Origin of the sequence: Streptomyces sp. NBC_00212 (assembly GCF_045206365.1) — a bacterium.
Lineage (GTDB): Bacteria > Actinomycetota > Actinomycetes > Streptomycetales > Streptomycetaceae > Streptomyces.
The window spans coordinates 2,372,562-2,397,193 of record NZ_CP108115.1 but is presented as its reverse complement, the minus strand read 5'-3'; the positions used below and the strand labels follow the sequence as shown (position 1 = coordinate 2,397,193).

General features: G+C 70.6%; 15 protein-coding genes. 11 read left to right on the top strand and 4 right to left on the bottom strand.

Going from position 1 to position 24,632, the window contains the following annotated elements; genetic code table 11:
* Window positions 1-2 precede the first annotated feature (2 nt).
* The 4 genes from dapF to hflX all read left to right on the top strand — a co-directional run bounded on the left by dapF (window position 3) and on the right by hflX (window position 6,400).
* Entirely contained in the window at window positions 3-866 is an 864-nt protein-coding gene (dapF, locus tag OHA17_RS10810; RefSeq protein ID WP_406506189.1) for a diaminopimelate epimerase, read from the top strand.
* A gap of 207 nt (window positions 867-1,073) precedes the next feature.
* Window positions 1,074-3,158 carry a RelA/SpoT family protein gene (locus OHA17_RS10805; RefSeq protein WP_398879846.1) on the top strand — a complete coding sequence of 695 codons (2,085 nt, stop codon included), beginning with the start codon at window positions 1,074-1,076 and terminating at the stop codon, window positions 3,156-3,158.
* A gap of 76 nt (window positions 3,159-3,234) precedes the next feature.
* A complete protein-coding gene (locus OHA17_RS10800; protein WP_406506187.1) occupies window positions 3,235-4,698 on the top strand; it encodes a M1 family metallopeptidase in 1,464 nt (487 codons plus the stop codon).
* Between the two features lie 199 nt (window positions 4,699-4,897).
* Window positions 4,898-6,400: a GTPase HflX gene (gene hflX, locus OHA17_RS10795; protein WP_053726385.1), complete on the top strand. Its 1,503-nt coding sequence runs from the start codon at window positions 4,898-4,900 to the stop codon at window positions 6,398-6,400.
* 130 nt (window positions 6,401-6,530) lie between these two features.
* Here hflX and OHA17_RS10790 read toward each other — a convergent pair whose 3' ends face one another.
* Together OHA17_RS10790 and OHA17_RS10785 are read right to left on the bottom strand one after the other, a co-directional pair.
* A complete protein-coding gene (locus tag OHA17_RS10790) occupies window positions 6,531-7,700 on the bottom strand; it encodes a trypsin-like serine peptidase (protein ID WP_406506185.1) in 1,170 nt (389 codons plus the stop codon).
* 173 nt (window positions 7,701-7,873) lie between these two features.
* The gene (locus OHA17_RS10785; protein ID WP_406506183.1) at window positions 7,874-9,100 is read right to left on the bottom strand and encodes a trypsin-like serine peptidase; all 1,227 of its coding nucleotides are present in this window, start codon (window positions 9,098-9,100) and stop codon (window positions 7,874-7,876) included.
* Between the two features lie 354 nt (window positions 9,101-9,454).
* Here OHA17_RS10785 and OHA17_RS10780 point away from each other — a divergent pair, with 354 nt between their 5' ends.
* Window positions 9,455-10,867: a diaminobutyrate--2-oxoglutarate transaminase family protein gene (locus OHA17_RS10780; RefSeq protein ID WP_406506181.1), complete on the top strand. Its 1,413-nt coding sequence runs from the start codon at window positions 9,455-9,457 to the stop codon at window positions 10,865-10,867.
* 37 nt (window positions 10,868-10,904) lie between these two features.
* Window positions 10,905-12,773, top strand: coding sequence for an IucA/IucC family protein (locus OHA17_RS10775; protein WP_406506179.1), 1,869 nt, complete (start codon window positions 10,905-10,907; stop codon window positions 12,771-12,773).
* Window positions 12,774-12,814: 41 nt separating this feature from the next.
* Here OHA17_RS10775 and OHA17_RS10770 read toward each other — a convergent pair whose 3' ends face one another.
* Window positions 12,815-14,041 (bottom strand): IS110 family transposase, encoded by a 1,227-nt coding sequence (locus tag OHA17_RS10770; RefSeq protein ID WP_406510683.1) that lies wholly within the window; start codon window positions 14,039-14,041, stop codon window positions 12,815-12,817.
* Window positions 14,042-14,642: 601 nt separating this feature from the next.
* Between OHA17_RS10770 and OHA17_RS10765 the strand changes: the two genes are divergently transcribed.
* Genes OHA17_RS10765 through OHA17_RS10755 form a run of 3 tightly spaced genes read left to right on the top strand, consistent with a single transcriptional unit; the run spans window position 14,643 to window position 19,542 of the window.
* Window positions 14,643-15,548, top strand: a complete 906-nt coding sequence (locus OHA17_RS10765; protein ID WP_406506177.1) for a GNAT family N-acetyltransferase — start codon at window positions 14,643-14,645, stop codon at window positions 15,546-15,548.
* 60 nt (window positions 15,549-15,608) lie between these two features.
* Window positions 15,609-17,534: an IucA/IucC family protein gene (locus OHA17_RS10760; RefSeq protein WP_406506175.1), complete on the top strand. Its 1,926-nt coding sequence runs from the start codon at window positions 15,609-15,611 to the stop codon at window positions 17,532-17,534.
* A gap of 37 nt (window positions 17,535-17,571) precedes the next feature.
* The gene (locus OHA17_RS10755) at window positions 17,572-19,542 is read left to right on the top strand and encodes an ATP-dependent DNA helicase (RefSeq protein WP_406506173.1); all 1,971 of its coding nucleotides are present in this window, start codon (window positions 17,572-17,574) and stop codon (window positions 19,540-19,542) included.
* A 107-nt stretch (window positions 19,543-19,649) separates the two neighbouring features.
* On the opposite strand, the gene lexA is transcribed toward OHA17_RS10755, so the two are convergent.
* Window positions 19,650-20,438, bottom strand: coding sequence for a transcriptional repressor LexA (gene lexA / locus OHA17_RS10750; RefSeq protein WP_053726378.1), 789 nt, complete (start codon window positions 20,436-20,438; stop codon window positions 19,650-19,652).
* Between the two features lie 556 nt (window positions 20,439-20,994).
* Here lexA and nrdR point away from each other — a divergent pair.
* Complete coding sequence (nrdR, locus tag OHA17_RS10745; RefSeq protein WP_398879863.1) at window positions 20,995-21,516, top strand: transcriptional regulator NrdR; 522 nt, start codon at window positions 20,995-20,997, stop codon at window positions 21,514-21,516.
* Between the two features lie 154 nt (window positions 21,517-21,670).
* On the top strand, window positions 21,671-24,565 hold the full coding sequence (locus tag OHA17_RS10740; protein WP_406506170.1) for a vitamin B12-dependent ribonucleotide reductase: 2,895 nt from the start codon (window positions 21,671-21,673) through the stop codon (window positions 24,563-24,565).
* The last annotated feature ends 67 nt before the right edge of the window (window positions 24,566-24,632 follow it).

Here is a 24,632-nt window from a genome sequence, read left to right as displayed (position 1 = left end):
GCGTGAACACTTCGCCGATCGCCTTCCTCAAGGGCCACGGGACCGAGAACGACTTCGTGATCGTCCCCGACCCGGACAACGCCCTCGATCTGCCCGCGCCCGTCGTGGCCAGGCTCTGCGACCGCCGGGCCGGAATCGGCGGCGACGGCCTGCTCCACGTGGTGCGCAGCGCGGCCCACCCGGAGGCGAAGGCCATGGCCGGCGAGGCCGAATGGTTCATGGACTACCGCAACGGCGACGGCTCGATCGCCGAGATGTGCGGCAACGGGGTGCGCGTCTTCGCCGGCTACCTGGAGCGCGCCGGGCTCGTCGAGGAGGGCGACCTGGCCGTCGCCACCCGTGGCGGGGTCAAGAAGGTACACATCGCCAAGGGCGGTGAGATCACCGTCTCCATGGGGCGCGCCCTGCTCCCCGAGGCCGGGGTCACGGTCAGCGTGGACGGCCGCAGCTGGCCCGCGCGCAACGTGAACATGGGCAACCCGCACGCGGTCGCCTTCGTGGCCGACCTGGAGCACGCGGGAGAGCTGCGCTCGGTGCCTCCGTTCAGCCCGGCGGAGGTCTACCCGGACGGCGTGAACATCGAGTTCGTCGTGGACCGGGGCCCCGCACACGTCGCGATGCGGGTCCACGAGCGGGGCGCGGGCGAGACCCGCTCCTGCGGCACCGGCGCCTGCGCGGTCGCCGTCGCCGCCGCACGCAGGGACGGGGCGGACCCGGCGGTCACCGGCACCCCGGCGACGTACACGGTCGACCTTCCCGGCGGCACCCTGGTCATCACCGAGTACCCGGACGGTGAGATCGAGATGACCGGACCCGCGGTGATCGTCGCCGAAGGCGTCATCGACCCGTCGCTGCTGACCGCCTGACCCGGCCTCCGAAGGCGTTTGCCGCACCATGATCGGCCCCGCCGGGATCGAAACGGCCGTGTCCTGAACCTTCGCTCGAATGGGTGATCCGGTTCACGCTGAGCGAGAGCGGGACTGCGCCACGTGGTGGGGTCGGTAGCATCAAGCACCGGTCCGGAGGGGCACGCCGGTCCCTCCACCACCGGTCGATGCTGCCGGAGGTGCCCCATGAGTGCAGAGGCCACAAATCCTGGTGCTCAGAGCCGCCGACGCGGCCGCCCCAGGATCGACCTCCGCCGGCTGGGTCGCGCGGCACTGCTCGGCCCGGTCTCCCGGGACCGGCTGCCCGACGCCATCGGCCATGTGGCCGACGCGCACCGGGCCCACCACCCCGACGCCGATCTGGCCGTGCTGCACCGGGCGTACGTCCTCGCCGAAACGTCCCACCGCGGCCAGTTCCGCAAGAGCGGCGAGCCCTACATCACGCATCCGCTGGCCGTGACGCTGATCCTCGCCGAACTGGGCGCCGAGACCACCACCTTGACCGCGTCGCTCCTCCACGACACCGTCGAGGACACCGAAGTGACGCTCGATCAGGTACGGGCCGAATTCGGCGAGGAAGTCACCTATCTGGTGGACGGCGTCACCAAACTGGAAAAGGTCGACTACGGAGCCGCGGCCGAACCGGAGACCTTCCGCAAGATGCTGGTCGCCACCGGCGACGACGTACGCGTGATGTCGATCAAACTGGCCGACCGGCTGCACAACATGCGCACCCTCGGTGTGATGCGGCCCGAGAAACAGGCCCGGATCGCCAAGGTCACCAGGGACGTTCTGATCCCCCTCGCCGAACGCCTCGGCGTGCAGGCCCTCAAGTCCGAACTGGAGGACCTGGTCTTCGCGATCCTGCACCCCGAGGAGTACGAGCGCACCCGGATCCTCATCGCGGCCAACTCCGGCACCGTCGACCCGCTCACCGGCATCGCCGACGGCGTGCGCGGGGTGCTGCGCGAGGCCGGGATCAACGCCGAAGTCCTCATCCGGCCACGCCACTTCGTCTCCGTGCACCGGGTGCAGCTCAAACGCGGCGAACTACGCGGAAGCGACTTCGGCCGGCTGCTCGTCCTGGTCGCCGAGGACGCCGACTGCTACGCGGTCCTGGGGGAACTGCACACCTGTTTCACGCCGGTCGTCTCCGAGTTCAAGGACTTCATCGCCTCGCCCAAGTTCAACCTGTACCAGTCGCTCCACACGGCGGTCGTCGGCCCGGGCGGCGAGGTCGCCGAAGTCCTCATCCGTACGCACCAGATGCACAAGGTCGCCGAGGCCGGCGTCGTCGCGCTCGGCAACCCCTATGCGGGCGGCCCCGGCGACGGGGCGCAGCAGGCGGGCGACGAACGCGAGGACCCCACGAGGCCCGGCTGGCTCTCCCGCCTCCTCGACTGGCAGCAGAACGCCCCCGACCCGGACACGTTCTGGTCCTCCCTGCGCGAGGAACTGGCGGGGGACAGCGAGATCACGGTCTTCTGCGCCGACGGCCACACCCTGGTCCTGCCGGCCGGCGCGAGCTGTGTGGACGCCGCGTACGCGCAGTACGGCGAGGACGCCCACAGCTGCATCGGCGCCCGCGTCAACGGCCGCCTGGCGACGCTCAGTACGGTCCTGAACGACGGCGACACCGTGCAGCCCCTGCTCGCCCAGGACGCCACCTCCGGCCCCTCCGCCGACTGGCTCGACCACGCCAGGACCCCGGGCGCGCGGATCGCGATCAGCGGCTGGCTCGCGGTCAACCCGGAGGGCGTCAAGGTGCCGGCCGCGGCGCCCCGGCCGCAGGTCAACGTCCCGGCCGACCGGCGCGCGGCCGCCAACGCGGTGACCGACCTGCCCGATGTGACGGTCCGTCTCGCCGGCTGCTGCACCCCCGTGCCGCCCGATGTGGTCACCGGGTTCTCGGTACGCGGCGCGGCGGTGACCGTCCACCGCCAGGAGTGCCCGGCCGTCGCCCGCATGAAGGCCGTGGGACGCGCGCCCGTGGAGGTGCGCTGGGGGGACGCCGCGGAGTGCAGGGTCACCCTGGTCGCCGAGGCCTTCGGCCGCCCCCGCCTCCTCGCCGACCTCACGGAGGCCATCGCCGGCGCCGACGCGGCCATCGTCTCGGCCACGGTGGAACCCCCCAGCGAACAACGGGTGCGCCACACCTACACCCTCCAACTCCCGGACGCCGCCGGGCTGCCCGCCCTCATGCGGGCCATGCGCGACGTGGCGGGGGTGTACGACGTGAGCCGGGCGCAGCATCCGGCGGCCGCGGGGTGAGCAGCACGCCCCTCGTTCGAGTGGCCCCCATGCGAGTCGGCTGAGCTGATGACCATCGCGCTGGTAGCGGTAGGGCATGTCGCTGACCCCGCGCCGCCCCCGTTCCCGCCGACTGCGTGCCGTGCTGCTTGGCGCGGCCGCGGCGTCCGTAGTCGCCGCGGCCCTGCCCGCCCCGGTGCCGCTCGGGATCGGGGATCCGCTGTTCCCGCATCTGGGCAACCCCGGGTACGACGTGCTCTCGTACGACATCGGGCTCACCTATCTGGGTGACAACAGCAAGCCGATGGAGGCCGTCACCACCATCGATGCCGTCGCCACCGACGGTCTGGAGCGGATCAACCTCGACTTCGCCCGGGGCACGGTGCACGGGGTCGAGGTCAACGGGCGGCCGGCGGAGTTCGCCAGCGCCGACGAGGACCTGGTGCTCACCCCGCAGAGCCCGGTCCACGCCGGTGAGCGGGTGCGGATCACCGTGCGGCACACCAGCGACCCGAACGCGGCACGTGACGGCGGCTGGGTGCGTACCACCGACGGTCTGGTGATGGCCAACCAGGCCGACGCCGCCCACCGGGTGTTCCCCTGCAACGACCACCCCTCCGACAAGGCGTTCTTCACCTTCCACGTGGCCGCCCCGGCGGATGTGACGGTCGTCGCCAACGGGCTGCCGGTCGCGCGGGAGCGCCAGGGAGGCCGCGTCGTCTCCACGTACCGCACCAGTCACCCCATGGCGACCGAGCTGGCCCAGGTGTCGATCGGGCACTCCGTGGTGCTGCACCGGGAGGGGCCGCACGGGCTGCCCATCCGCGACGTGGTCCCCGCCGCCGACCAGGCCGTGCTTGAGCCCTGGCTGAAGAAGACGCCCGGGCACATCGCGTGGATGGAGCGGCAGGTCGGGCGGTACCCGTTCGAGACGTACGGGGCGCTGATCGCGGGCGCCGACACCGGCTTCGAGCTGGAGACGCAGACCCTGACCCTGTTCGAGCGGTCCCTGTTCGTGCGGCCGGAGTTCCCCGAGTGGTACGTGGACGCGGTCATGGTGCACGAGCTGGCCCACCACTGGTTCGGCGACAGCGTCTCGCCCCGCGGCTGGGCGGACGTCTGGCTGAACGAGGGGCACGCCACCTGGTACGAGGCGAAGTACGCCGAGGAGTTCGGCAAGCGGTCCATGGACCAGCGGATGAAGGCCGCCTATGGCCTGTCCGACGGCTGGCGCGCCGCCGGCGGGCCGCCCGCCGCGCCCAGGGCGTCCGCCCCCGGACAGAAGATCGGGATCTTCCGGCCGATCGTCTACGACGGCAGCGCCCTCGTCCTGTACGCGCTCCGCGAGGAGATCGGCCCGAAGGCCTTCGGCCGCCTGGAGCGACGCTGGGTGCGGGACCACCGGGACTCCACCGCCACGACCGCCGACTTCTCCGCGCTCGCCTCGCGGATCGCGGGCCGTGACCTGTCCGGCTTCTTCAAGGCGTGGCTGTACGGGGAGAAGACGCCGCCGATGCCGGGCCACGCGGACTGGCACACCCAGAAGCCGAAGCACGCCTGACCGGTCACCGGGCCGGGACCAGGGCCGGAAAACCGGGGTGACGGCCCTGGAGGCACCGTGCGACCATCGTTCACGTCGGCGGCGCTGCCGGGGCCGGATTCCGTCCGGGAATCATTCGGACCCATTACGCGTTGTGACCGACACAGCCGGAATTCCCTCGGGGACTCCGGTCCGGAATTCCAACGACGTAAAGGATCCAATGACCTCCTCTTCATCCCCTTCCCAGGACGAGCAGAGCTTCGCGGACACGCACCGCACCGAGAGCCTTCGGGCCGATGCCCTGATGGAAGAGGACGTCGCCTGGAGCCACGAGATCGACGGAGCGCGGGACGGCGACCAGCTGGACCGCTCCGAGCGTGCCGCGCTGCGGCGCGTGGCGGGCCTCTCCACCGAGCTGGAGGACGTCACCGAGGTCGAGTACCGGCAGCTGCGCCTGGAGCGCGTGGTGCTGGTCGGCGTATGGACCACGGGGACGCTTCTGGACGCGGAGAACTCGCTCGCGGAGCTCGCGGCCCTCGCCGAGACGGCGGGCGCCCTGGTGCTCGACGGCGTCTACCAGCGCCGCGACAAGCCCGACCCGGCCACCTACATCGGCTCCGGCAAGGCCCAGGAGCTGCGGGACATCGTGCTGGAGACCGGCGCGGACACGGTGGTCTGCGACGGTGAGCTCAGCCCGGGCCAGCTGATCCATCTCGAAGACGTCGTCAAGGTCAAGGTGGTCGACCGGACGGCCCTGATCCTCGACATCTTCGCCCAGCACGCCAAGTCCCGTGAGGGCAAGGCGCAGGTCTCGCTGGCGCAGATGCAGTACATGCTGCCGCGGCTGCGCGGATGGGGTCAGTCGCTGTCGCGTCAGATGGGCGGCGGCGGGTCCAGCGGTGGCGGCGGCATGGCTACCCGTGGTCCCGGTGAGACCAAGATCGAGACGGACCGGCGGCGGATCCGCGAGAAGATGGCGAAGATGCGCCGTGAGATCGCGGAGATGAAGACCGGCCGCGAGATCAAGCGCCAGGAGCGGCGCCGCAACAAGGTGCCTTCGGTCGCCATCGCGGGTTACACCAACGCCGGAAAGTCCTCGCTGCTCAACCGCCTCACGGGCGCGGGCGTGCTGGTGGAGAACTCGCTGTTCGCCACCCTCGACCCGACGGTGCGCCGGGCCGAGACGCCCACCGGGCGGCTGTACACGCTGGCCGACACCGTCGGATTCGTACGGCATCTGCCGCACCACCTCGTCGAGGCGTTCCGCTCCACCATGGAGGAGGTCGGCGACTCCGATCTCATCCTGCACGTGGTGGACGGGTCGCACCCCGCGCCGGAGGAGCAGCTCGCCGCCGTGCGCGAGGTCATCCGCGATGTGGGCGCCGTCGACGTGCCCGAGATCGTGGTGATCAACAAGGCGGACGCGGCGGACCCGCTCGTGCTGCAGCGGCTGCTGCGGATCGAGCGGCACTCCATCGCGGTCTCGGCCCGCACCGGCGAAGGCATCGAGGAGCTGCTCGCGCTCATCGACGCCGAGCTGCCGCGCCCCTCGATCGAGATCGAGGCGCTGGTGCCCTACACGCACGGGCAGCTGGTCGCCCGGGCGCATGCCGAGGGCGAGGTGATCTCCGAGGAGCACGTCGCGGAGGGCACCGTGCTCAAGGCCCGGGTGCACGAGGTGCTCGCCGCCGAGCTGGCTCCGTACGTGCCGGCCGCGCACTGAGCGTACGGATGGTGAACTGCCGCTGAGCAGGCGGTAGTTCGCGAGGCTGAAAGACGCAGGGCCCGTCCCCTCGCAGGAGGGGGCGGGCCCTGCGTCGTATCCGGTGCTCAGGCGTTCCGGTGTTCCGGGGTTACTGGCCGCCGTACTTCGCGCTCATCGAGTCGAAGAGGGCCTTCGCGCCGGCGCCGAGCTGCGGGCCGGCCAGCCAGCCCGAAGTGACCGGGCCGATCGAGGTGTTGGAGACCAGCTGGGCCTTGCCGTCGGGGCCGTTCATGAACCAGCCGCCGCCCGAGGAGCCGCCCGTCATGGTGCAGCCGATGCGGTACATCGGCGGCGTGCCGGGGCTGATGGAGAGCTGGCCGGGCCGGTCGAGGCACTTGAACATCTGCAGACCGTCGTACGGCGGCGCCGCCGGGTAGCCCCAAGCGCCCATCGTGGCGACGGACTTGGCCTGCGGGGCGGAGAAGTTGACCGTCAGCGCGTTGCCGACGGTCTCTTCGAGGGACTTGCTTCCGTTCTCCGGCTTCACGTGAAGGACCGCGTAGTCGTACGGGGCGCCGGTGCCGCCGGTCGGGCCGCCGTCCTTGATCCACTCGCCGGAGGTCGAGGCCCAGTCGGCCCAGTACACGCCGTAGGGCGCGATCTCCTGCGGCTGCGCGTTGTTCAGGGCCGCGGCCGACTTGCCCTTGTCGTTGTACGACGGGACGAAGGCGATGTTGCGGTACCAGCCGCCGGAGCCGCCCTGGTGGACGCAGTGGCCCGCGGTCCACACCATGTTGGACTTGCCGGGGTGGGCCGGGTCCTTCACGACGGTGCCCGAGCAGACCATGGGGCCCTCGGGGGAGTCGAAGAACACCTTGCCGACCGGGGCCGCGAAGTCGTGGTAAGGCAGCTTCTCCTGGACGGCCTTGACGGGCGCGGGCTCGGGGTCCGAGATGCCCGTACCGCCGTTGACGTCACCGGCCGCCATGGTCTTCTGCGGGTCCTTGGCGGACTTCATCCGGTCCGGCTTCCACAAGCCGTCGATCACCGGGTTGACGAAGTCCTTGGCGTCACGCAGCCACTTGTCCTTGTCCCAGTTCTTCCAGCCGCCGTTCTTCCACTTGTCCAGGTCGACCCCGTGCTTCTTGAGGGTGTCGGCCAGGTCGGCGGGACCGGCGGAGTCGCCCTTGGACTGGGCGGAGCCGGAGGCGGACGGCTTGCTGTCCGCGTCGCTGCCGCCCGGGCCGCACGCGGTGGCGGTCAGTGCGAGAGCCGCAGCGAGGCCGGAAGCGGCCAGCAACGGACGTATGGATCGCATGAAAACGATTCCCCCTGATGAGCCTGCCCGTCGAGAGCAGGTCTTGCCATGTACTTGTCAGTCCGGTGGGCGGGCGTGTGCCTGGTCGCCCACCGTGCAGCCCCCTACTATGCCTGCTCGGCACGGGGGGTACGAACGGGGGTCCCGGCGTTCACAGGACCCCCGCAAAGCGCTTACCGGCCCGCGTACTTGGTGCTCACCGAGTCGTACACGCCCTTGGCCTCCTTGCCCAGGCGCGGGCCGGCCAGCCAGCCCGCGGTGACCGGGCCTATCGAGGTGTTGGACACGAGCGACGGCTTGCCGTCCGAACCCGTGGCGATCCAGCCGCCGCCGGAGGAACCGCCGGTCATGGTGCAGCCGATGCGGTACATCGTCGGCAGGTTCGCCTCAAGGGAGAGCCGGCCCGGCTTGTCCTTGCACTGGTACAGCTTCTGGCCGTCGTAAGGAGGCGCGGCCGGGTAGCCGTTGGCCGTCATGGCGCTGATCTTCGGCACGGCCGGCGCGTCGAAGTCCACCGGAAGCGCCCCGCCGACGGTCTCCTCCAGGGACTTGCCGTTCGAGCCCTTCTCCGGCGTCACGTGCAGCACCGCGAAGTCGTACGGCGCGCCGGTGCCGCCGGTCGGGCCGCCGCCCTCGATCCACTGCTGCGAGGTCTGCGCCCAGTCGGCCCAGTAGACGCCGTAGGGAGCGATCTGCGCCTTGGTGGCCTTCTGCAGCTGGGCCGTCGGCAGGTTGGCGTTGTTGTACGAGGGGACGAAGGCGATGTTGCGGTACCAGCCGCCCTTGGCGCCCGCGTGCACGCAGTGGCCCGCGGTCCACACCATGTTGGACTTGCCGGGGTGCGCCGGGTCCTTCACGACGGTCGCCGAGCACACCATCGAACCCTCGGGGCTGTCGAAGAACAGCTTGCCCAGCTCCGGCAGGTTCTGGTGGTACGGAGCCTTCACCGCGGCGGCCTTGACGGGCGCCGGCGTCGGGTCCGTCACGCCCTTGTCGCCGGAGATGTCATTGGGGACGGCCTTCTCCGGGGGCTTGTCCGCCTTGCGCATCCGGTCCGGGTCCCACAGGTCCTGGATGATCGGGTTGACGTAGTCCTTGGCCTCACGCAGCCAAGTGGCCTTGTCCCAGTTCTTCCACTCGCCGTTCTTCCACTTGTCCAGGTCGATGCCGTGCTTCTTGAGCTGGTTCTTGACGTCGTCCGGGATCTGGAGCTTGTCGGCGTCGCCCGTGGCCGTCGCCGAGGCCGTCGGCTTGCTGTCGGCGTTGGAACCGCCGGGTCCGCAGGCGGTCGCGGTCAGCGCCAGCGCGGCCGTGAGGCCGAGGGCGGCCAGCACGGGGGAGACCCCGCGACGGGCTCTGTCTCCCGTGCGCTCGGCGCTGGACGGGCGTATCGGTCGCATGTCGAATTCCCCCTGGAACTTCGTCATCAAAGCGTCTTCGTCTTCTTCGTCTTCTGAACTCGTGAACAAACTCGTGAACAGCGGCACCGCGAGCCGGTGCCCGAGTGCGGGCCCCACTATGCCGGTGCCGGTGGGGACGGTGCGCGGCAGGGCCGCGGTTCCACCCGCCGGACCGTCCCGCCGCGGTGGTTAGGCGAACCTTGCCTGGGGGCAAGGAAGTTCCGGTCAGGCCGTGCTCCCGCGGTGCCGGCGTCGTTGGTACGTACGGGGGACATCAGGACAGCGTTCAGCGTGGGGGTACGCGCCGCGCAACGGACGCGATACGGAACCGTCACAGCGGGAGGACCAGCAGTCGTGGCCGTGACCGAACCAGCTCCGACGGCGCTGCTCAGCACTCATGAGGGGATCCTGCGAAGGCAGTCCCTGAGGGAGTCGGCGGCTCGCACCTATGCCCGTTCGCTGCCCATCGTGCCCGTGCGGGCGCGCGGACTGACGATCGAGGGTGCGGACGGGCGGCGTTATCTGGACTGCCTCTCGGGGGCGGGGACACTGGCGCTCGGGCACAACCATCCCGTCGTGCTCGAAGCGATCCGCAAGGTCCTCGAATCGGGGGCGCCGCTGCACATCCTGGACCTCGCGACGCCGGTCAAGGACGCCTTCACCACGGAGCTGTTCGCCACCCTGCCGCGTCAACTCGCCGAGCACGGAAGGATCCAGTTCTGTGGACCGGCCGGCACGGACGCGGTCGAGGCCGCGCTGAAGCTGGTCCGCACCGCCACCGGGCGCACCGGAATGCTCGCCTTCACCGGTGCCTACCACGGCATGACCGCGGGCGCCCTCGCCGTCTCCGGCGGCGCCCGGGACGCCGGGGTGACCCGGCTGCCCTACCCGCAGAACTACCGCTGCCCGTACGGACTCGGCGGCGAACGCGGGGCCGAGACCGCCGCCCGCTGGACCGAGAACCTCCTCGACGACCCCAAGGGCGGCGTCCCCGCACCGGCCGGGATGATCCTCGAACCGGTGCAGGGAGAGGGCGGCGTGATCCCGGCGCCCGACGCCTGGATGCGCCGGATGCGCGAGATCACCGCGAGCCGCTCCATCCCGCTGATCGCCGACGAGGTGCAGACGGGCGTCGGCCGCACCGGCACGTTCTGGGCCGTCGAGCACAGCGGGGTGGTGCCCGACGTGATGGTGCTCTCCAAGGCCATCGGCGGCTCGCTGCCGCTGGCCGTGATCGTGTACCGGGACGGCCTCGACGCGTGGGAGCCCGGCGCGCACGCCGGTACGTTCCGCGGCAACCAGCTCGCCATGGCGGCCGGCGCGGCCACCCTCGCGTACGTCCGGGAGAACCGGCTCGCCGAGCGGGTGGCCGTCCTCGGGGCCCGCATGCTCGGCCAGTTGCAGGGCCTCGCCGCCGACCACCCCTGCATCGGCGACGTGCGCGGCCGGGGCCTGATGATCGGCGTCGAACTCGTCGACCCGGAGCGCGAGGACCTCAGCTCCGGCAACCCGCCGCCGCCCGCGCCCGCCCTGGCCGGCGCCGTGCAGCAGGAGTGCCTGCGGCGTGGGCTCATCGTCGAGCTCGGCGGCCGCCACTCCAGCGTGGTACGCCTGCTGCCTCCGCTCACCCTCACCGACGAGCAGGCCGTGGCCGTCCTCGACCGGCTCGCCGACGCCCTGTCGGCCGCCGCACGCGCCTCGCACCAGCGCGCCGACTCGGGGGCCGGCGTCGCGCACCACCGGGCCGAGACCGGACCGTCCCACTGATCCCGGACCACCCCACGAGCTCGCAAGGAAGACCGCCGTGAATCCCACTCCCGCACCCGATGCGCACGAGGCCGACGGCCCTGTCACCGCCCACCGCGGCCCGCTGGTGGCCGAGCCGACGACGGTGCCGCGCCAGAAGGCCGGGATCCACGGCGAACGACTGACCACCCCAACCGATCCGGACCCGCTCGACGCCCCCGACCCCGGGGCCGCCGCCGAAGCGGCCGCCGTCGAGAACCTGCTGCGCTGCTGGGTTCGGGAGAACGACCTGACCGCGCCGGACGGTCCGGTCCTGCGCATCCCTCTCCCGGCCAGCGGAACCGCGCTGGCCGTGCCCGTCCTGTACTGGTCGGCCACCGGCTGGCACCGGTTCGCCAGGCCCACCCTGGAAGGCGGCTCCGCCGGCGCCCCGCCCGCCGACGCCGTCACGGTCGCCGCCCTGCTCGGCCGCGAGGCCGGCCAGGGCGAGGGCGCCGACCTGGTGGGCCGGGTCGCCGACTCCGTGCGCCGCACCACGGACTTCATCGCCGACCGGCGCACCCGCCCCGGCCCCCGCGACACCGCCGATCTCTTCCTCACCGCCGAACAGTCCCTCCTCCTCGGCCACCCGCTGCACCCCACCCCCAAGAGCCGCGAGGGCCTCTCCGAGACGGAAGCGCGCCGCTACTCACCCGAGTTGTACGGCTCCTTCCCGCTGCACTGGATGGCCGTCGACCCCCGCGTCCTCGCCACCGACTCGGCATGGACCGAAGGCGGCCGCGCCATCGACGCCGCACAGCTGGCGCACCGGCTCGCGGAGGGCCTCCAACTTCCGCCCGGCGCCGTCCCGTTGCCCCTGCACCCCTGGCAGGCCCGCGACATCGCCCAGCGCCCCGCCGTCGCCGCGCTGCTCGACGCCGGGCTCCTGTACGACCTCGGCCCGCACGGCGAGGACTGGCACCCCACGTCCTCCGTCCGCACCGTGCACCGCCCTGGCGCCGATGTCATGCTCAAGCTGTCGCTCGGCGTACGCATCACCAACTCCCGTCGTGAGAACCTCCGCAAGGAACTCCACCGCGGCGTGGAGGTCCACCGCCTGCTACGGGCCGGCCTCGGCGAGGAGTGGCAGTCCGCGCACCCCTGCTTCGACATCGTCCGCGACCCCGCCTGGCTCGCCGTCGACACCCCGGACGGCGAACCCCTGCCGGGCCTTGACGTCATGGTCCGCCACAACCCCTTCGCGCCCGGCGACGACGCCGTCTGCATCGCCTCACTCACCGCCCCGCGCCCCATGCCGGGCCGTCCCGGGATGCTGTCGCGCCTCGCCGACGTCGTGGGCCGGCTCGCCGCCCGCACCGGCCGGCCCACCACGGCCGTCTGTGCCGAGTGGTTCCTGCGCTACCTCGACCAGGTCGTACGCCCGCTGCTCTGGCTGGACGGCACGGCAGGCATCGCCCTGGAGGCCCACCAGCAGAACACTCTGGTCCTGCTCGACCCCGACGGCTGGCCCGTGGGCGGCCGCTACCGCGACAACCAGGGCTACTACTTCCGCGAGTCGCACCGCGCCGCCCTGGAGCGGCGACTGCCCGGCATCGGCGCCACCAGCGACACCTTCGTCCCCGACGCCGTGACCGACGAGCGCTTCGCCTACTACCTCGGCATCAACAACGTCCTCGGTCTCATCGGGGCCTTCGGCGCCCAGCACCTCGCCGACGAACGCGTCCTGCTCGCCGCCCTGCGCCAGTTCCTCGCCAAGGCCACCGACCTCGGCTCGCCCCTGCCCGCCCAGTTGCTGGACAGCGCGACGCTGCGCTGCAAGGCCAATCTGCTGACCCGGCTGCACGGCCTCGACGAACTCGTCGGCCCGGTCGACACCCAGTCCGTCTACGTCACCATCACCAACCCCCTTCACACCAACGGAACTTGACCCGTACGAACTGCTGAGAGACATCGCACGGTGCTAAGTCGTCAAGCTGCGGCCTCCAGAAGGGAGGGAAATGCCTGATGTTCATCGAACAACTCGCCTGCCTTGAGGCAGTGATGGAGCTGGCCGAGCATGCGGTTGAACAGGTGTCGTTGGGCCTGTGCGTGCCAGTCGCCGTGCTCGCGTCGGCGCCGGTAGTGGGCATCGGCTCCCTCGGAGGCTCTGATGGAGGCGAAGGCCCACAGGTAGCCCGCATGGTTGAGGCGGTCGTTCTTGATCATGCGGCGGCCGACGTGGTGTTTCTTGCCCGACGCGCGGGTGACGGGGGCCGAGCCCGCGTAGGCCTTCAGGCCGCGGGCGTCGGCGAAGCGGTTGCGGTCGTCTCCGATCTCGGCGAGCACCCGGGCACCGAGCTGAATACCGAGGCCAGGGAAGCTAAGGATGGTCTCGGCGTCCGGGTGCTGGGGGAAAACCTCCTCCACCGCCTTGGCGAGATCGTCAGCGGAATGGCACGCGGCCTCCAACTGGCCCAGCAGGGCGAGCATCTGTCGGCCGAGTGCGTCCTCGACCAGTGGTGGCTGGTGGGCGTAGTCGCCGCGGAAGGCCTCTCGCAGGCGCTCTGCCTCGGCTTCGATGCCGCGTTGGCGGCCGGCGCGCTTGAAGGCCGAGCGCAGCTGGGTGCGGGTCAGTCGGGCGGCTTGCGTGGGGGTGGGGGCGAGCTTGAGGAGTTCACGGGCCTCGGGACGGCACAGGCCGTTCTGCCAGGGGGCGAAGGCTTCCAGGGCGGCCGGGTAGTACTCGCGCAGCAGGGACCGGAGCTGGTTGGACATCTGCTGGCGGTTCCAGGTCGAGTCCTGCTGGGCCCGGGCCAGGACGGCGATGGCGCGGGCCAGTTCGGTGTCGGCGGGCGGTGGCCGGTGCATGGGCATGTCGGTGCGCAGGATGTTCGCCAGTACGAAGGCGTCGCCGGGGTCGGACTTTTTGCGGCTGACGCCGTGCCGGTCGCGGTAGCGGGCGGCGGCCATCGGGTTGACCGCGAACACCTTGCGCCGGCCGGTGCGCAGCACGGCGACGAGCAGGCCGCGGCTGGTCTCGATCGCCACCGGGATCGGGTCGTCTTCGGTGTCGCCGTACTCGGCGAGCAGGTCGAGCAGAAACCGGTAGCCGGCCGCGTCGTCGCCGATGCGGCGCTTGGCCAGCAACTGGCCGGTGTCGTTGACCAGGGCGACGTCATGGTGGCGTTCGGCCCAGTCAATTCCGCAGAAGATCACGCTGTTCCTCCCCAAGGTGCGGGTCTTTGCGCTGGTCACGAGCGCATGCGGGCCACGCGGCTCCCTAATTCCAGGCCTCATGTTCGGGCCGACGTCGCACAAGCCGTTCGCGGCACCAGCGCACCCCACGGGCCTCGGTCTTGCCCAGAGCTCGACGGCTCGGGAGTTGCAAGAGGTCACCGTGAGGCGGGCTCGCACCACCAACAACGCTCGCAGCAGTACTCCCTCCTGGCGATCACCGTGACGAGTGATGACGGCCTGAGAACACCGAGCACGGCCGCTCTGTCAGAAGGCCTCTACGGTCTGGAGCCACCTAGGCCTGCGCTCGATGCCCACGGGCTGGCACCACCCGGAAGGCAGGGTGGTGGCCGTGTAGTCGCCGAGCAGCACCTCTCTCTCAGGAGGCCTCACCGAGCCAGGAGTGTCGCAGGTATCTGCTCGACGTCCACACAGCCATCACCCCCGCAAGTCCGCATGCCGCTCTCTCAGAAGGCATCCAACTGCCTGGAATCTGAAAGGCATTGCGGACCTGCGAATCGAACAGTCCGGCAGACGACCAGCCGTCCGTCGGAACCACTACGAGAGAATTAGGAGCGTCGCCGTGCCTCCCACCGATGCGAGCACCGACGCCGAAGCCGACCCGGCCCCCCACCAGGGGGAGGCGGCCGACGACACCCTGGACCTGGAGCTGCCCGCCGAACTGGTCGCCCTGTTCGGCGACAGCCCTGCCGGGCCGGGCGGTTCGGGCCCGGACAGGCTCGGGTCCGGTGGGCCCGTCGGGTCCGGGCTCTGCGGGCCGGGCGCCGATTCCGCTCCCTCGGGCTCAGGACTCGCAGCCCCGGAACCTCTCCCGGACGACGTGGCCCAGCAGTGGGCCGGTACCGACCCGCTGCCGCAGTCCGGCAGCGCTGCCCGACGGGCTCGCCCGGTCGTGGACGACCTGCTCGATTCCCCCGGCGACTGGGCGCCGGTCACCACCCCGCTCGGCGTGTTCCAGCTCGTCCCCGTACGTCTCGAACGCGACCTAGCTCTCCTCACCCAGTGGATGAACGACCCTGCCGTGGCCGCCTTCTGGGACCTGGCGGGACCCGCGTCGGTCACCGCGGCCCATCTGCGCAACCAGCTCGACGGCGACGGCCGCAGCGTGCCCTGTGTGGGCGTCCTCGACGGAACTCCCATGAGCTACTGGGAGATCTACCGCGCGGACCTGGACCCGCTGGCCCGCCACTATCCGGCCCGCCCGCACGACACCGGTCTCCATCTGCTCATCGGCGGCGTAGCCGACCGCGGCCGGGGCGTCGGGACCACCCTGCTCAGGGCCGTCGCCGACCTGGTCATGGACAACCGTCCCAACTGCCCCCGTGTGATCGCCGAACCCGATCTGCGCAACACCCCCTCCGTCTCCGCGTTCCTCAGCGCCGGCTTCCGCTTCCACGCGGAGGTCGACCTGCCCGACAAGCGGGCCGCCCTGATGGTCCGCGACCGCGCGCTCAGGAATCTGCTGTGAACGCCCCGCCGCTCCGCATACACCTCTAGCCCCGAATCGGTTCGACCCCGAGGAGTCCCCATGCCGAACCCTCCTTCCCCCGATGAATCCCGCGGCCTCCTCGACCTCGAAGCCCCGCCCGGGCTGCTGGCCCCACCCGAGCTGAACCGCGAGGCCTGGGACCGTGCGGGACGCCTCCTCCTCGCGAAGATGATCGGTGCCTTCGCCTACGAGGAAATCGTGCAACCAACCGTAGGGCCCACCACTGACAATGCCGGTCCGGACGGAAAAAGCGCAGGTCAGTATGGGTTCACGCTGGACGACGGCAGCACTTTGACCTTCCTGGCGCGGCGCGGCGCGTACGGCGGCTGGCAGGTGGACCCCGACTCCGTCCGGCGCACCGCGCAGCGCGCCCGGAGCGCGGGGGAGCCCCGCGAACAGAGCGCCCCAGACCACTCGCTCCCGTCCCCCGAGGCCTTCGGCGACCCCATTCGCTTCCTCGCGCTCGCCCGCCGGACCCTCGGCGTCGACGGCGCCACCTTCGGACACCTCGTGCGGGAACTCACCGCCACCCTGGCCGCCGACACCCGCCTGCACGCCACCGCACTGCCCGCCGCCCAGCTCGCCGACCTCGGCTACGCGGAGCTGGAGGGCCACCAGACCGGTCACCCCTGGCTCGTGCTCAACAAGGGCCGGCTCGGGTTCTCCGCCGACGACGCCGCGCGCTGGAGCCCGGAGGCCCGCACTCCGGCCAAGCTGCCCTGGATCGCGGTCCGTACCGACCTCGCGAGCTACCGAGGTGTCGAGACGCTGGCCACGCCGGACCGGCTCTACGACCGCGAGCTCGACGCCCCGGTCCGCGAGGCGTTCGCCGCCGCGCTACGGGCCCGGGGCCTGGATCCGGCGGCGTACCTGTACCTGCCCGTCCACCCCTGGCAGTGGACGGAGATGATCCTTCCGCTGTTCGCCCCGGCCGTCGCCGACCACGCCATCGTGCCGCTGCCCACCGACGGCGACGTACGGCTGCCGCAGCAGTCCATCCGCACCTTCCTGAACCTTTCACGGCCCGAGCGCCACACGGTGAAACTGCCGCTGTCCATCCTCAACACCCTGGTCTGGCGGGGCCTGCCGACCGAGCGCACCGTGGCCGCGCCCGCCGTCACGGCCTGGGTGCAGGGCCTGTGCGAGCGGGACGCCTTCCTGCGGGACGAGTGCCGGGTGCTCCTGCTCGGCGAGGTCGCCTCGGTCGCCGTGGAACACCCGGTGTACGACCGCATCGGCGAAGTCCCTTATCAGTACAAGGAGTTGCTGGGGGCGATCTGGCGCGAGCCCCTGCCGCAGCGGCTCGCGGCGGGCGAACGGGCCCGCACCCTTGCCGCGCTGCTCCACACCGACCCCGAGGGGCGTGCCTTCACGGCCGAGCTGGTCGCCCGCTCGGGGCTCGCGCCCCAGGTGTGGCTGCGCCGCCTTTTCAGCGCCCTGCTGCCGCCGCTGCTGCACTTCCTCTACCGCTACGGCACCGTCTTCTCGCCGCACGGAGAGAACGCCATCGTCGTCTTCGACGACCAGGACGTGCCGGTACGCCTGGCGATCAAGGACTTCGTCGACGACATCAATGTGAGCGCCGAGCACCTTCCCGAACACGACTCGATGCCCGAGGACGTACGGAACATCCTCCTTACGGAGGCGCCCTCCTTCCTCACGCAATTCATTCATTCGGGGCTCTTCGTGGGCGTCTTCCGCTTTCTCGCCCCGCTCTGCGAGGACCAACTGGGCGTCCCCGAAGCCGACTTCTGGGCTCTGGTGCGCGACGAGATCCTGCGCCACCAGGCCCGCTTCCCCCACGAGAAGGACCGTCACGAAACGTTCGACCTGCTCACGCCCCGGATCGACCGGCTCTGCCTCAACCGGAACCGGCTGCACACGGACGGCTACCGGGACCGCCCCGAGCGGCCGCACGCCACCGTGCACGGCACCGTGGCGAACCCTCTCGCAGCGGCTGAGTGATCCGATTGTCAGTGGCGAGCCTTAGGGTGGTCTGGCTATGACAAAGCCTTCACTCCCCGAGCTCCTGCACGCCGCCGTCACCGCCGTCGGCGGCGTGGAGCGGCCTGGCCAGGTCACCATGGCCACGGCTGTCGCCGATGCCGTCGACGACAGCTCCCACCTGCTGGTCCAGGCCGGGACGGGCACCGGAAAGTCCCTCGGCTACCTGGTGCCGGCCCTCGCGCACGGGGAGCGCGTCGTGATCGCCACGGCCACGCTGGCGCTCCAGCGCCAGCTCGTGGAGCGCGACCTGCCGCGCACCGTGGACGCGCTGAACCCGCTGCTGCGGCGCCGCCCGCAGTTCGCGATGCTGAAGGGCCGCTCCAATTACCTGTGCCTGCACCGCCTCCACGAGGGCGCGCCGCAGGACGAGGACGAGGGGCTCTTCGACCAGTTCGAGTCGGCCGCGCCCACCAGCAAGCTGGGCCAGGACCTGCTCAGGATGCGGGACTGGGCGGACGAGACCGAGACCGGCGACCGCGACGACCTGACGCCGGGCGTCTCGGACAGGGCGTGGGGGCAGGTCTCCGTGTCCTCCCGCGAGTGTTTGGGCGCCACGAAGTGCGCCTATGGGGCGGAGTGCTTCGCGGAGACGGCCCGCGAGCGCGCCAAGCTCTCCGATGTCGTCGTCACCAACCACGCGCTGCTCGCCATCGACGCGATCGAGGGCGCCCCGGTGCTCCCGCAGCACGAGGTGCTGATCGTCGACGAGGCCCATGAGCTGGTCTCCCGGGTCACCGGCGTCGCGACCGGCGAGCTCACCCCCGGCCAGGTCAACCGGGCCGTGCGGCGCAGTGCCAAGCTGGTCAACGAGAAGGTGGCCGACAGCCTCCAGACCGCCGCGGAGGGCTTCGAGCGGGTGATGGAGCTGGCCCTGCCGGGCCGCTTGGAGGAGGTCCCGGAAGACCTCGGCTATGCGCTGATGGCGCTGCGCGACGCCGCCCGCGAGGTGATCTCGGCGCTCGGCTCCACCCGCGACAAGTCCGTCCAGGACGAGGACGCGGTGCGCAAGCAGGCCCTCGCCATGCTGGAGACGGTGCACGGCGTGGCCGAGCGCATCACCAACGGCTCCGAGTGGGACGTCGTCTGGTACGAGCGCCACGACCGCTTCGGCGCCTCGCTGCGGGTGGCCCCGCTCTCGGTGTCCGGCCTGCTCAGGGAGAAGCTCTTCACGGACCGCTCGGTGGTCCTGACCTCCGCGACGCTCAAGCTGGGCGGGGACTTCAACGGGGTGGGCGCCTCGCTCGGCCTCTCCCCGGAGGGCACCGGCGGCGAGGACGTGCCGCAGTGGAAGGGCCTCGACGTCGGCTCGCCCTTCGACTATCCCAAGCAGGGCATCCTCTACGTCGCGAAGCACCTGGCCACCCCGGGCCGGGAGGGTTCGCGCGGCGACATGATGGATGAGCTGGCCGAGCTGGTGGAGGCGGCCGGCGGCCGCACGCTCGGCCTGTTCTCCTCGATGCGGGCCGCCCAGGCCGCCGCCGAGGAGCTGCGCGGCCGCCTGGAGAATCCGATCCTGCTCCAGGGCGAGGAGACGCTGGGCGAGCTGATCAAGGCGTTCGCGGCCGACCCGAAGACCTGTCTGTTCGGCACGTTGTCCCTGTGGCAGGGCGTCGACGTGCCCGGCCCGAGCTGCCAGCTGGTGGTGATGGACCGGATCCCGTTCCCGCGTCCCGACGACCCGCTGATGAGCGCCCGCCAGAAGGCGGTCGAGGAGGGCGGCGGCAACGGTTTCATGGCCGTGGCGGCGACGCATGCCGCGCTTCTGATGGCCCAGGGCGCGGGCCGCCTCGTCCGGGCGACGGGCGACCGGGGTGTGGTCGCGGTGCTCGATCCGAGGCTGGCCAACGCTCGCTACGGCAGCTATCTGCGGGCCTCGCTGCCCGACTTCTGGTACACCACGGACCGTAACCAGGCGCGTCGCTCGCTCGCGGCCATCGACGCGGCGGCCAAGGCCGACGACAAGTAGGGCGAGGGCTGCCCCGCCCTCAGCACGCGGGTGGGGCGCTGCGGATACAGCAGGGCCCCGGGACCGGCGCAGGGGGTCCCGGGGCCCGGTCAGAGCCGGCGGAGGGGTCAGACCCGCCGGAGCACCGCCACGACCTTGCCGAGAATGGTCGCGTCGTCGCCGGGAATCGGCTGGTAGGCGGCGTTGTGCGGGAGCAGCCAGATGTGGTTGTCCTCGCGCTTGAAGCGCTTGACGGTGGCCTCGCCGTCCAGCATCGCGGCGACGATGTCGCCGTTCTCGGCGACGGGCTGGCGGCGCACCGTGACCCAGTCGCCGTCACAGATCGCGGCTTCGATCATCGAGTCGCCGACGACCTTCAGGACGAAGAGTTCGCCGTCGCCGACCAGCTGGCGGGGGAGGGGGAAGACGTCCTCGACCGACTCCTCGGCGAGGATCGGGCCGCCGGCGGCGATCCGGCCCACCAGCGGCACGTACGAGGCGGCGGGCTTGCCCGCGGTGTCGGTGGGCTGGCTGCTCGGCTGGTCGGAGCCGCGGACCTCGTACGCGCGGGGCCGGTGCGGGTCGCGGCGCAGGAAGCCCTTGCGCTCCAGGGCCATCAGCTGGTGGGCGACGGACGAGGTGCTGGAGAGGCCGACGGCCTGGCCGATCTCCCGCATCGACGGCGGGTAGCCACGCCGCTGCACGGAGTCCCTGATGACTTCGATGACCCGCCGCTGCCGGTCGGTGAGCCCGGAGCTGTCCGCCCTGATCCCTGGAGGTCGGCCGGGCAGCGAACGGGCGCGCCCGGCGTCCGCCCCCTGGTTCGTGACTGCGTCATTCATGGCATGCACCGGCTCAAGTCGGGTCTGGGAGCGGTCCTGGGCAGTGATGGTGGCACTGTCTGCGGTGGTGGTCACGTCGGCCCCTCTCGAAATGGTCTCCCTAGCTGGACAACGGTAGTTGCTTTCGAAAGGTTGCGCCAAACACACGTTCGAGTGAAAAATCGCAGAACGCGCTACGTGGTCCTACGGGTGGGTGTATGTGCGAGTCCCGATTGGGGGCCCGTCGAACGTCAATTCGGTCCATTACGGTACCCTTCACCGCTGAGGTGGACGCTTGGCGACCACCCCCTGGGGGGACCGTTTTGGCGGCCGCCGCGTGTCGCTCGCGACGACGGCGTACCGGCGCACAGTCTGTCATCCAGCACCCCGCGATCCAGCGCTGCGACGCGCTTCCCGTAGCCTCTTGGGCGGCCGGAAAACGCCGGGCCACAGCCGGGGTTCCACGACACGCGGCAGGGCCGGGTAACCGACCAAACCCTAGATCTAGTGGTTGGATTGGTGCAGCCACCCAGAAGTTGTGTTCCGTGGTCCTTCAAGACCCTGGCCATCGCCTATGCTTGTGGTCGCTTCGCGGGAGGTTTCTGAGCCCGCTGAGGCTATTCAGTCGTGCTGTGAAGGAGGGTTGGGAACCATGCACTGCCCCTTCTGCAGGCACCCCGACAGCCGTGTCGTCGACAGTCGTACGACCGACGACGGCACGTCGATCCGCCGGCGCCGCCAGTGCCCCGACTGCTCCCGTCGCTTCACGACGGTGGAGACGGCCTCGCTGATGGTCATCAAGCGTTCCGGCGTGACCGAGCCCTTCAGCCGCACCAAAGTCATCTCGGGCGTCCGCAAGGCATGCCAGGGACGGCCCGTCACCGAGGACGCCCTCGCCAAGCTCGGCCAGCGGGTCGAAGAGGCGGTGCGCGCCACCGGCAGCGCCGAGCTGACCACGCACGACGTGGGGCTTGCCATACTCGGCCCCTTGCAGGAGCTCGACCTCGTCGCGTACCTGCGCTTCGCGTCCGTTTACCGAGCTTTCGACACGCTCGAAGACTTCGAGGCCGCCATCGTGGAACTCCGCGCGCGGCGGCCTCCTGCAGACCAATCAGACGAGTGCGTGGCCGGAGTGACCCCCGAGGTCCCCGCGCCCGCCACCGCTGCCGACTGACCGAGGGGCCCGCACGGGCCCGCGGTCGCCGATCGGCGGCATCCAGGACCTGCCAGGGGTGAGCTTCCGCTGCGCCCGTGGCAACAGACAAACACCGTGCCTTGGGAACATTTAGGCACTTTTGGGCGTTTTTGCCCGCGTATGGGAGGCGGCAATGACAGAGACGGCGAGCGGCCCGGCACGAGGCTCCCGAGCCAAGGGATCCAAGGCCACCAAGGGGCTGCGTATCGAGCGCATCCACACGACCCCCGGCGTGCATCCGTACGACGAGGTGTCCTGGGAGCGCCGTGACGTCGTCATGACCAACTGGCGCGACGGCTCGGTCAACTTCGAGCAGCGTGGCGTCGAGTTCCCCGACTTCTGGTCGGTGAACGCGGTCAACATCGTCACCAGCAAGTACTTCCGCGGGGCCGTCGGCACCCCGCAGCGCGAGACCGGTCTCAAGCAGCTGATCGACCGGATCGTGAAGACGTACACGAAGGCCGGCGAGGACTACGGCTACTTCGCCTCGCCCGCCGACGCCGAGATCTTCGAGCACGAGCTGGCGTACGCGCTCCTGCACCAGATCTTCAGCTTCAACTCGCCGGTGTGGTTCAACGTCGGCACGCCCCAGCCGCAGCAGGTCTCGGCGTGCTTCATCCTGGCCGTCGACGACTCCATGGAGTCGATCCTCGACTGGTACAAGGAAGAGGGCATGATCTTCAAGGGTGGCTCCGGCGCCGGCCTGAACCTCTCCCGCATCCGCTCCTCCAAGGAGCTGCTTTCCTCCGGCGGCAACGCCTCCGGCCCGGTCTCCTTCATGCGCGGCGCGGACGCGTCGGCCGGAACCATCAAGTCCGGCGGCGCGACCCGCCGCGCGGCCAAGATGGTCATCCTCGACGTCGACCACCCCGACATCGAGAACTTCATCGAGACCAAGGTGAAGGAAGAGGAGAAGATCCGCGCGCTGCGCGACGCGGGCTTCGACATGGACCTGGGCGGCGACGACATCACGTCCGTCCAGTACCAGAACGCGAACAACTCGGTCCGTGTGAACGACACCTTCATGAAGGCGGTCGAGCAGGGCGGGAAGTTCGGCCTGACCTCCCGCATGACCGGTGACGTCATCGAAGAGGTCGACGCCAAGTCGCTCTTCCGCAAGATGGCCGAGGCGGCCTGGGCCTGCGCCGACCCGGGCATCCAGTACGACGACACCATCAACCACTGGCACACCTGCCCCGAGTCCGGCCGCATCAACGGCTCGAACCCGTGCAGCGAGTACATGCACCTGGACAACACGTCCTGCAACCTCGCGTCCCTGAACCTGATGAAGTTCCTCAAGGACGACGGCAAGGGCAACCAGTCCTTCGAGGTCGAGCGCTTCGCCAAGGTCGTCGAGCTCGTCATCACGGCGATGGACATCTCCATCTGCTTCGCGGACTTCCCGACCCAGAAGATCGGCGAGAACACCCGCGCCTACCGCCAGCTGGGCATTGGCTACGCCAACCTCGGCGCCCTGCTGATGGCCACCGGCCACGCGTACGACTCCGACGGCGGCCGCGCGCTCGCCGGCGCCATCACCTCCCTGATGACCGGCACCTCGTACAAGCGCTCCGCCGAGCTCGCCGCGGTCGTCGGCGCGTACGACGGTTACGCCCGCAACGCCGAGCCGCACCAGCGCGTCATGAAGCAGCACGCCGACGCCAACGCCGTGGCCGTGCACGTGGACGACCTGGACAACCCGATCTGGGCCGCCGCCACGGAGGCGTGGCAGGACGTGATCCGGCTCGGCGCGAAGAACGGTTTCCGCAACGCGCAGGCCTCGGTCATCGCGCCCACCGGCACCATCGGTCTCGCCATGTCGTGCGACACCACCGGCCTGGAGCCCGACCTCGCCCTGGTCAAGTTCAAGAAGCTGGTCGGCGGCGGCTCGATGCAGATCGTCAACGGCACGGTGCCGCAGGCCCTGCGCCGCCTCGGCTACCAGGAGGAGGCGATCGAGGCGGTCGTCGCCCACATCGCCGAGAACGGGAACGTCATCGACGCCCCGGGCCTGAAGACCGAGCACTACGAGGTCTTCGACTGCGCCATGGGCGAGCGTTCCATCTCGGCCATGGGTCACGTCCGCATGATGGCGGCCATCCAGCCGTGGATCTCGGGCGCGCTGTCCAAGACGGTCAACCTGCCGGAGACGGCGACCGTCGAGGACGTCGAAGAGGTCTACTTCGAGGCGTGGAAGATGGGCGTCAAGGCGCTCGCCATCTACCGCGACAACTGCAAGGTCGGCCAGCCCCTCTCCGCCAAGACCAAGGAGAAGGAGAAGGAGGCGGTCACCGCCAAGGCCGAGGAGACCATCCGCACCGCGGTCGAGAAGGTCGTCGAGTACCGCCCGGTCCGCAAGCGCCTCCCGAAGGGCCGCCCGGGGATCACCACCTCGTTCACGGTCGGTGGCGCCGAGGGCTACATGACCGCCAACTCCTACCCGGACGACGGTCTGGGCGAGGTCTTCCTGAAGATGTCCAAGCAGGGCTCGACCCTCGCGGGCATGATGGACGCCTTCTCCATCGCCGTCTCGGTCGGCCTCCAGTACGGTGTGCCGCTTGAGACCTACGTCTCGAAGTTCACCAACATGCGCTTCGAGCCGGCCGGCATGACGGACGACCCGGACGTGCGGATGGCGCAGTCGATCGTCGACTACATCTTCCGCCGCCTGGCGCTGGACTTCCTGCCGTTCGAGACCCGCTCGGCCCTCGGCATCCACTCCGCCGAGGAACGTCAGCGTCACCTGGACACCGGTTCGTACGAGCCGACCCTGGAGGACGAGGAGCTGGACGTCGAGAGCCTGGCCCAGTCGGCCCCGCGCCAGACGGAGACCCTGAAGGCCGTCGCCGCACCGAAGCCGGCCGCGGTCGAGGCCCCCAAGGTCGCGCACAACTCGGCCGAGCTCGTGGAGATGCAGCTCGGCGTCAGCGCGGATGCCCCGCTCTGCTTCTCCTGCGGTACGAAGATGCAGCGGGCCGGCTCCTGCTACATCTGCGAGGGCTGCGGCTCGACCAGCGGTTGCAGCTGACACCGGCGCCGTACGTGGGACGGACCGTCCGACGTGACCCGCGGGTTTAGCTGAGCAGAAGTGCACT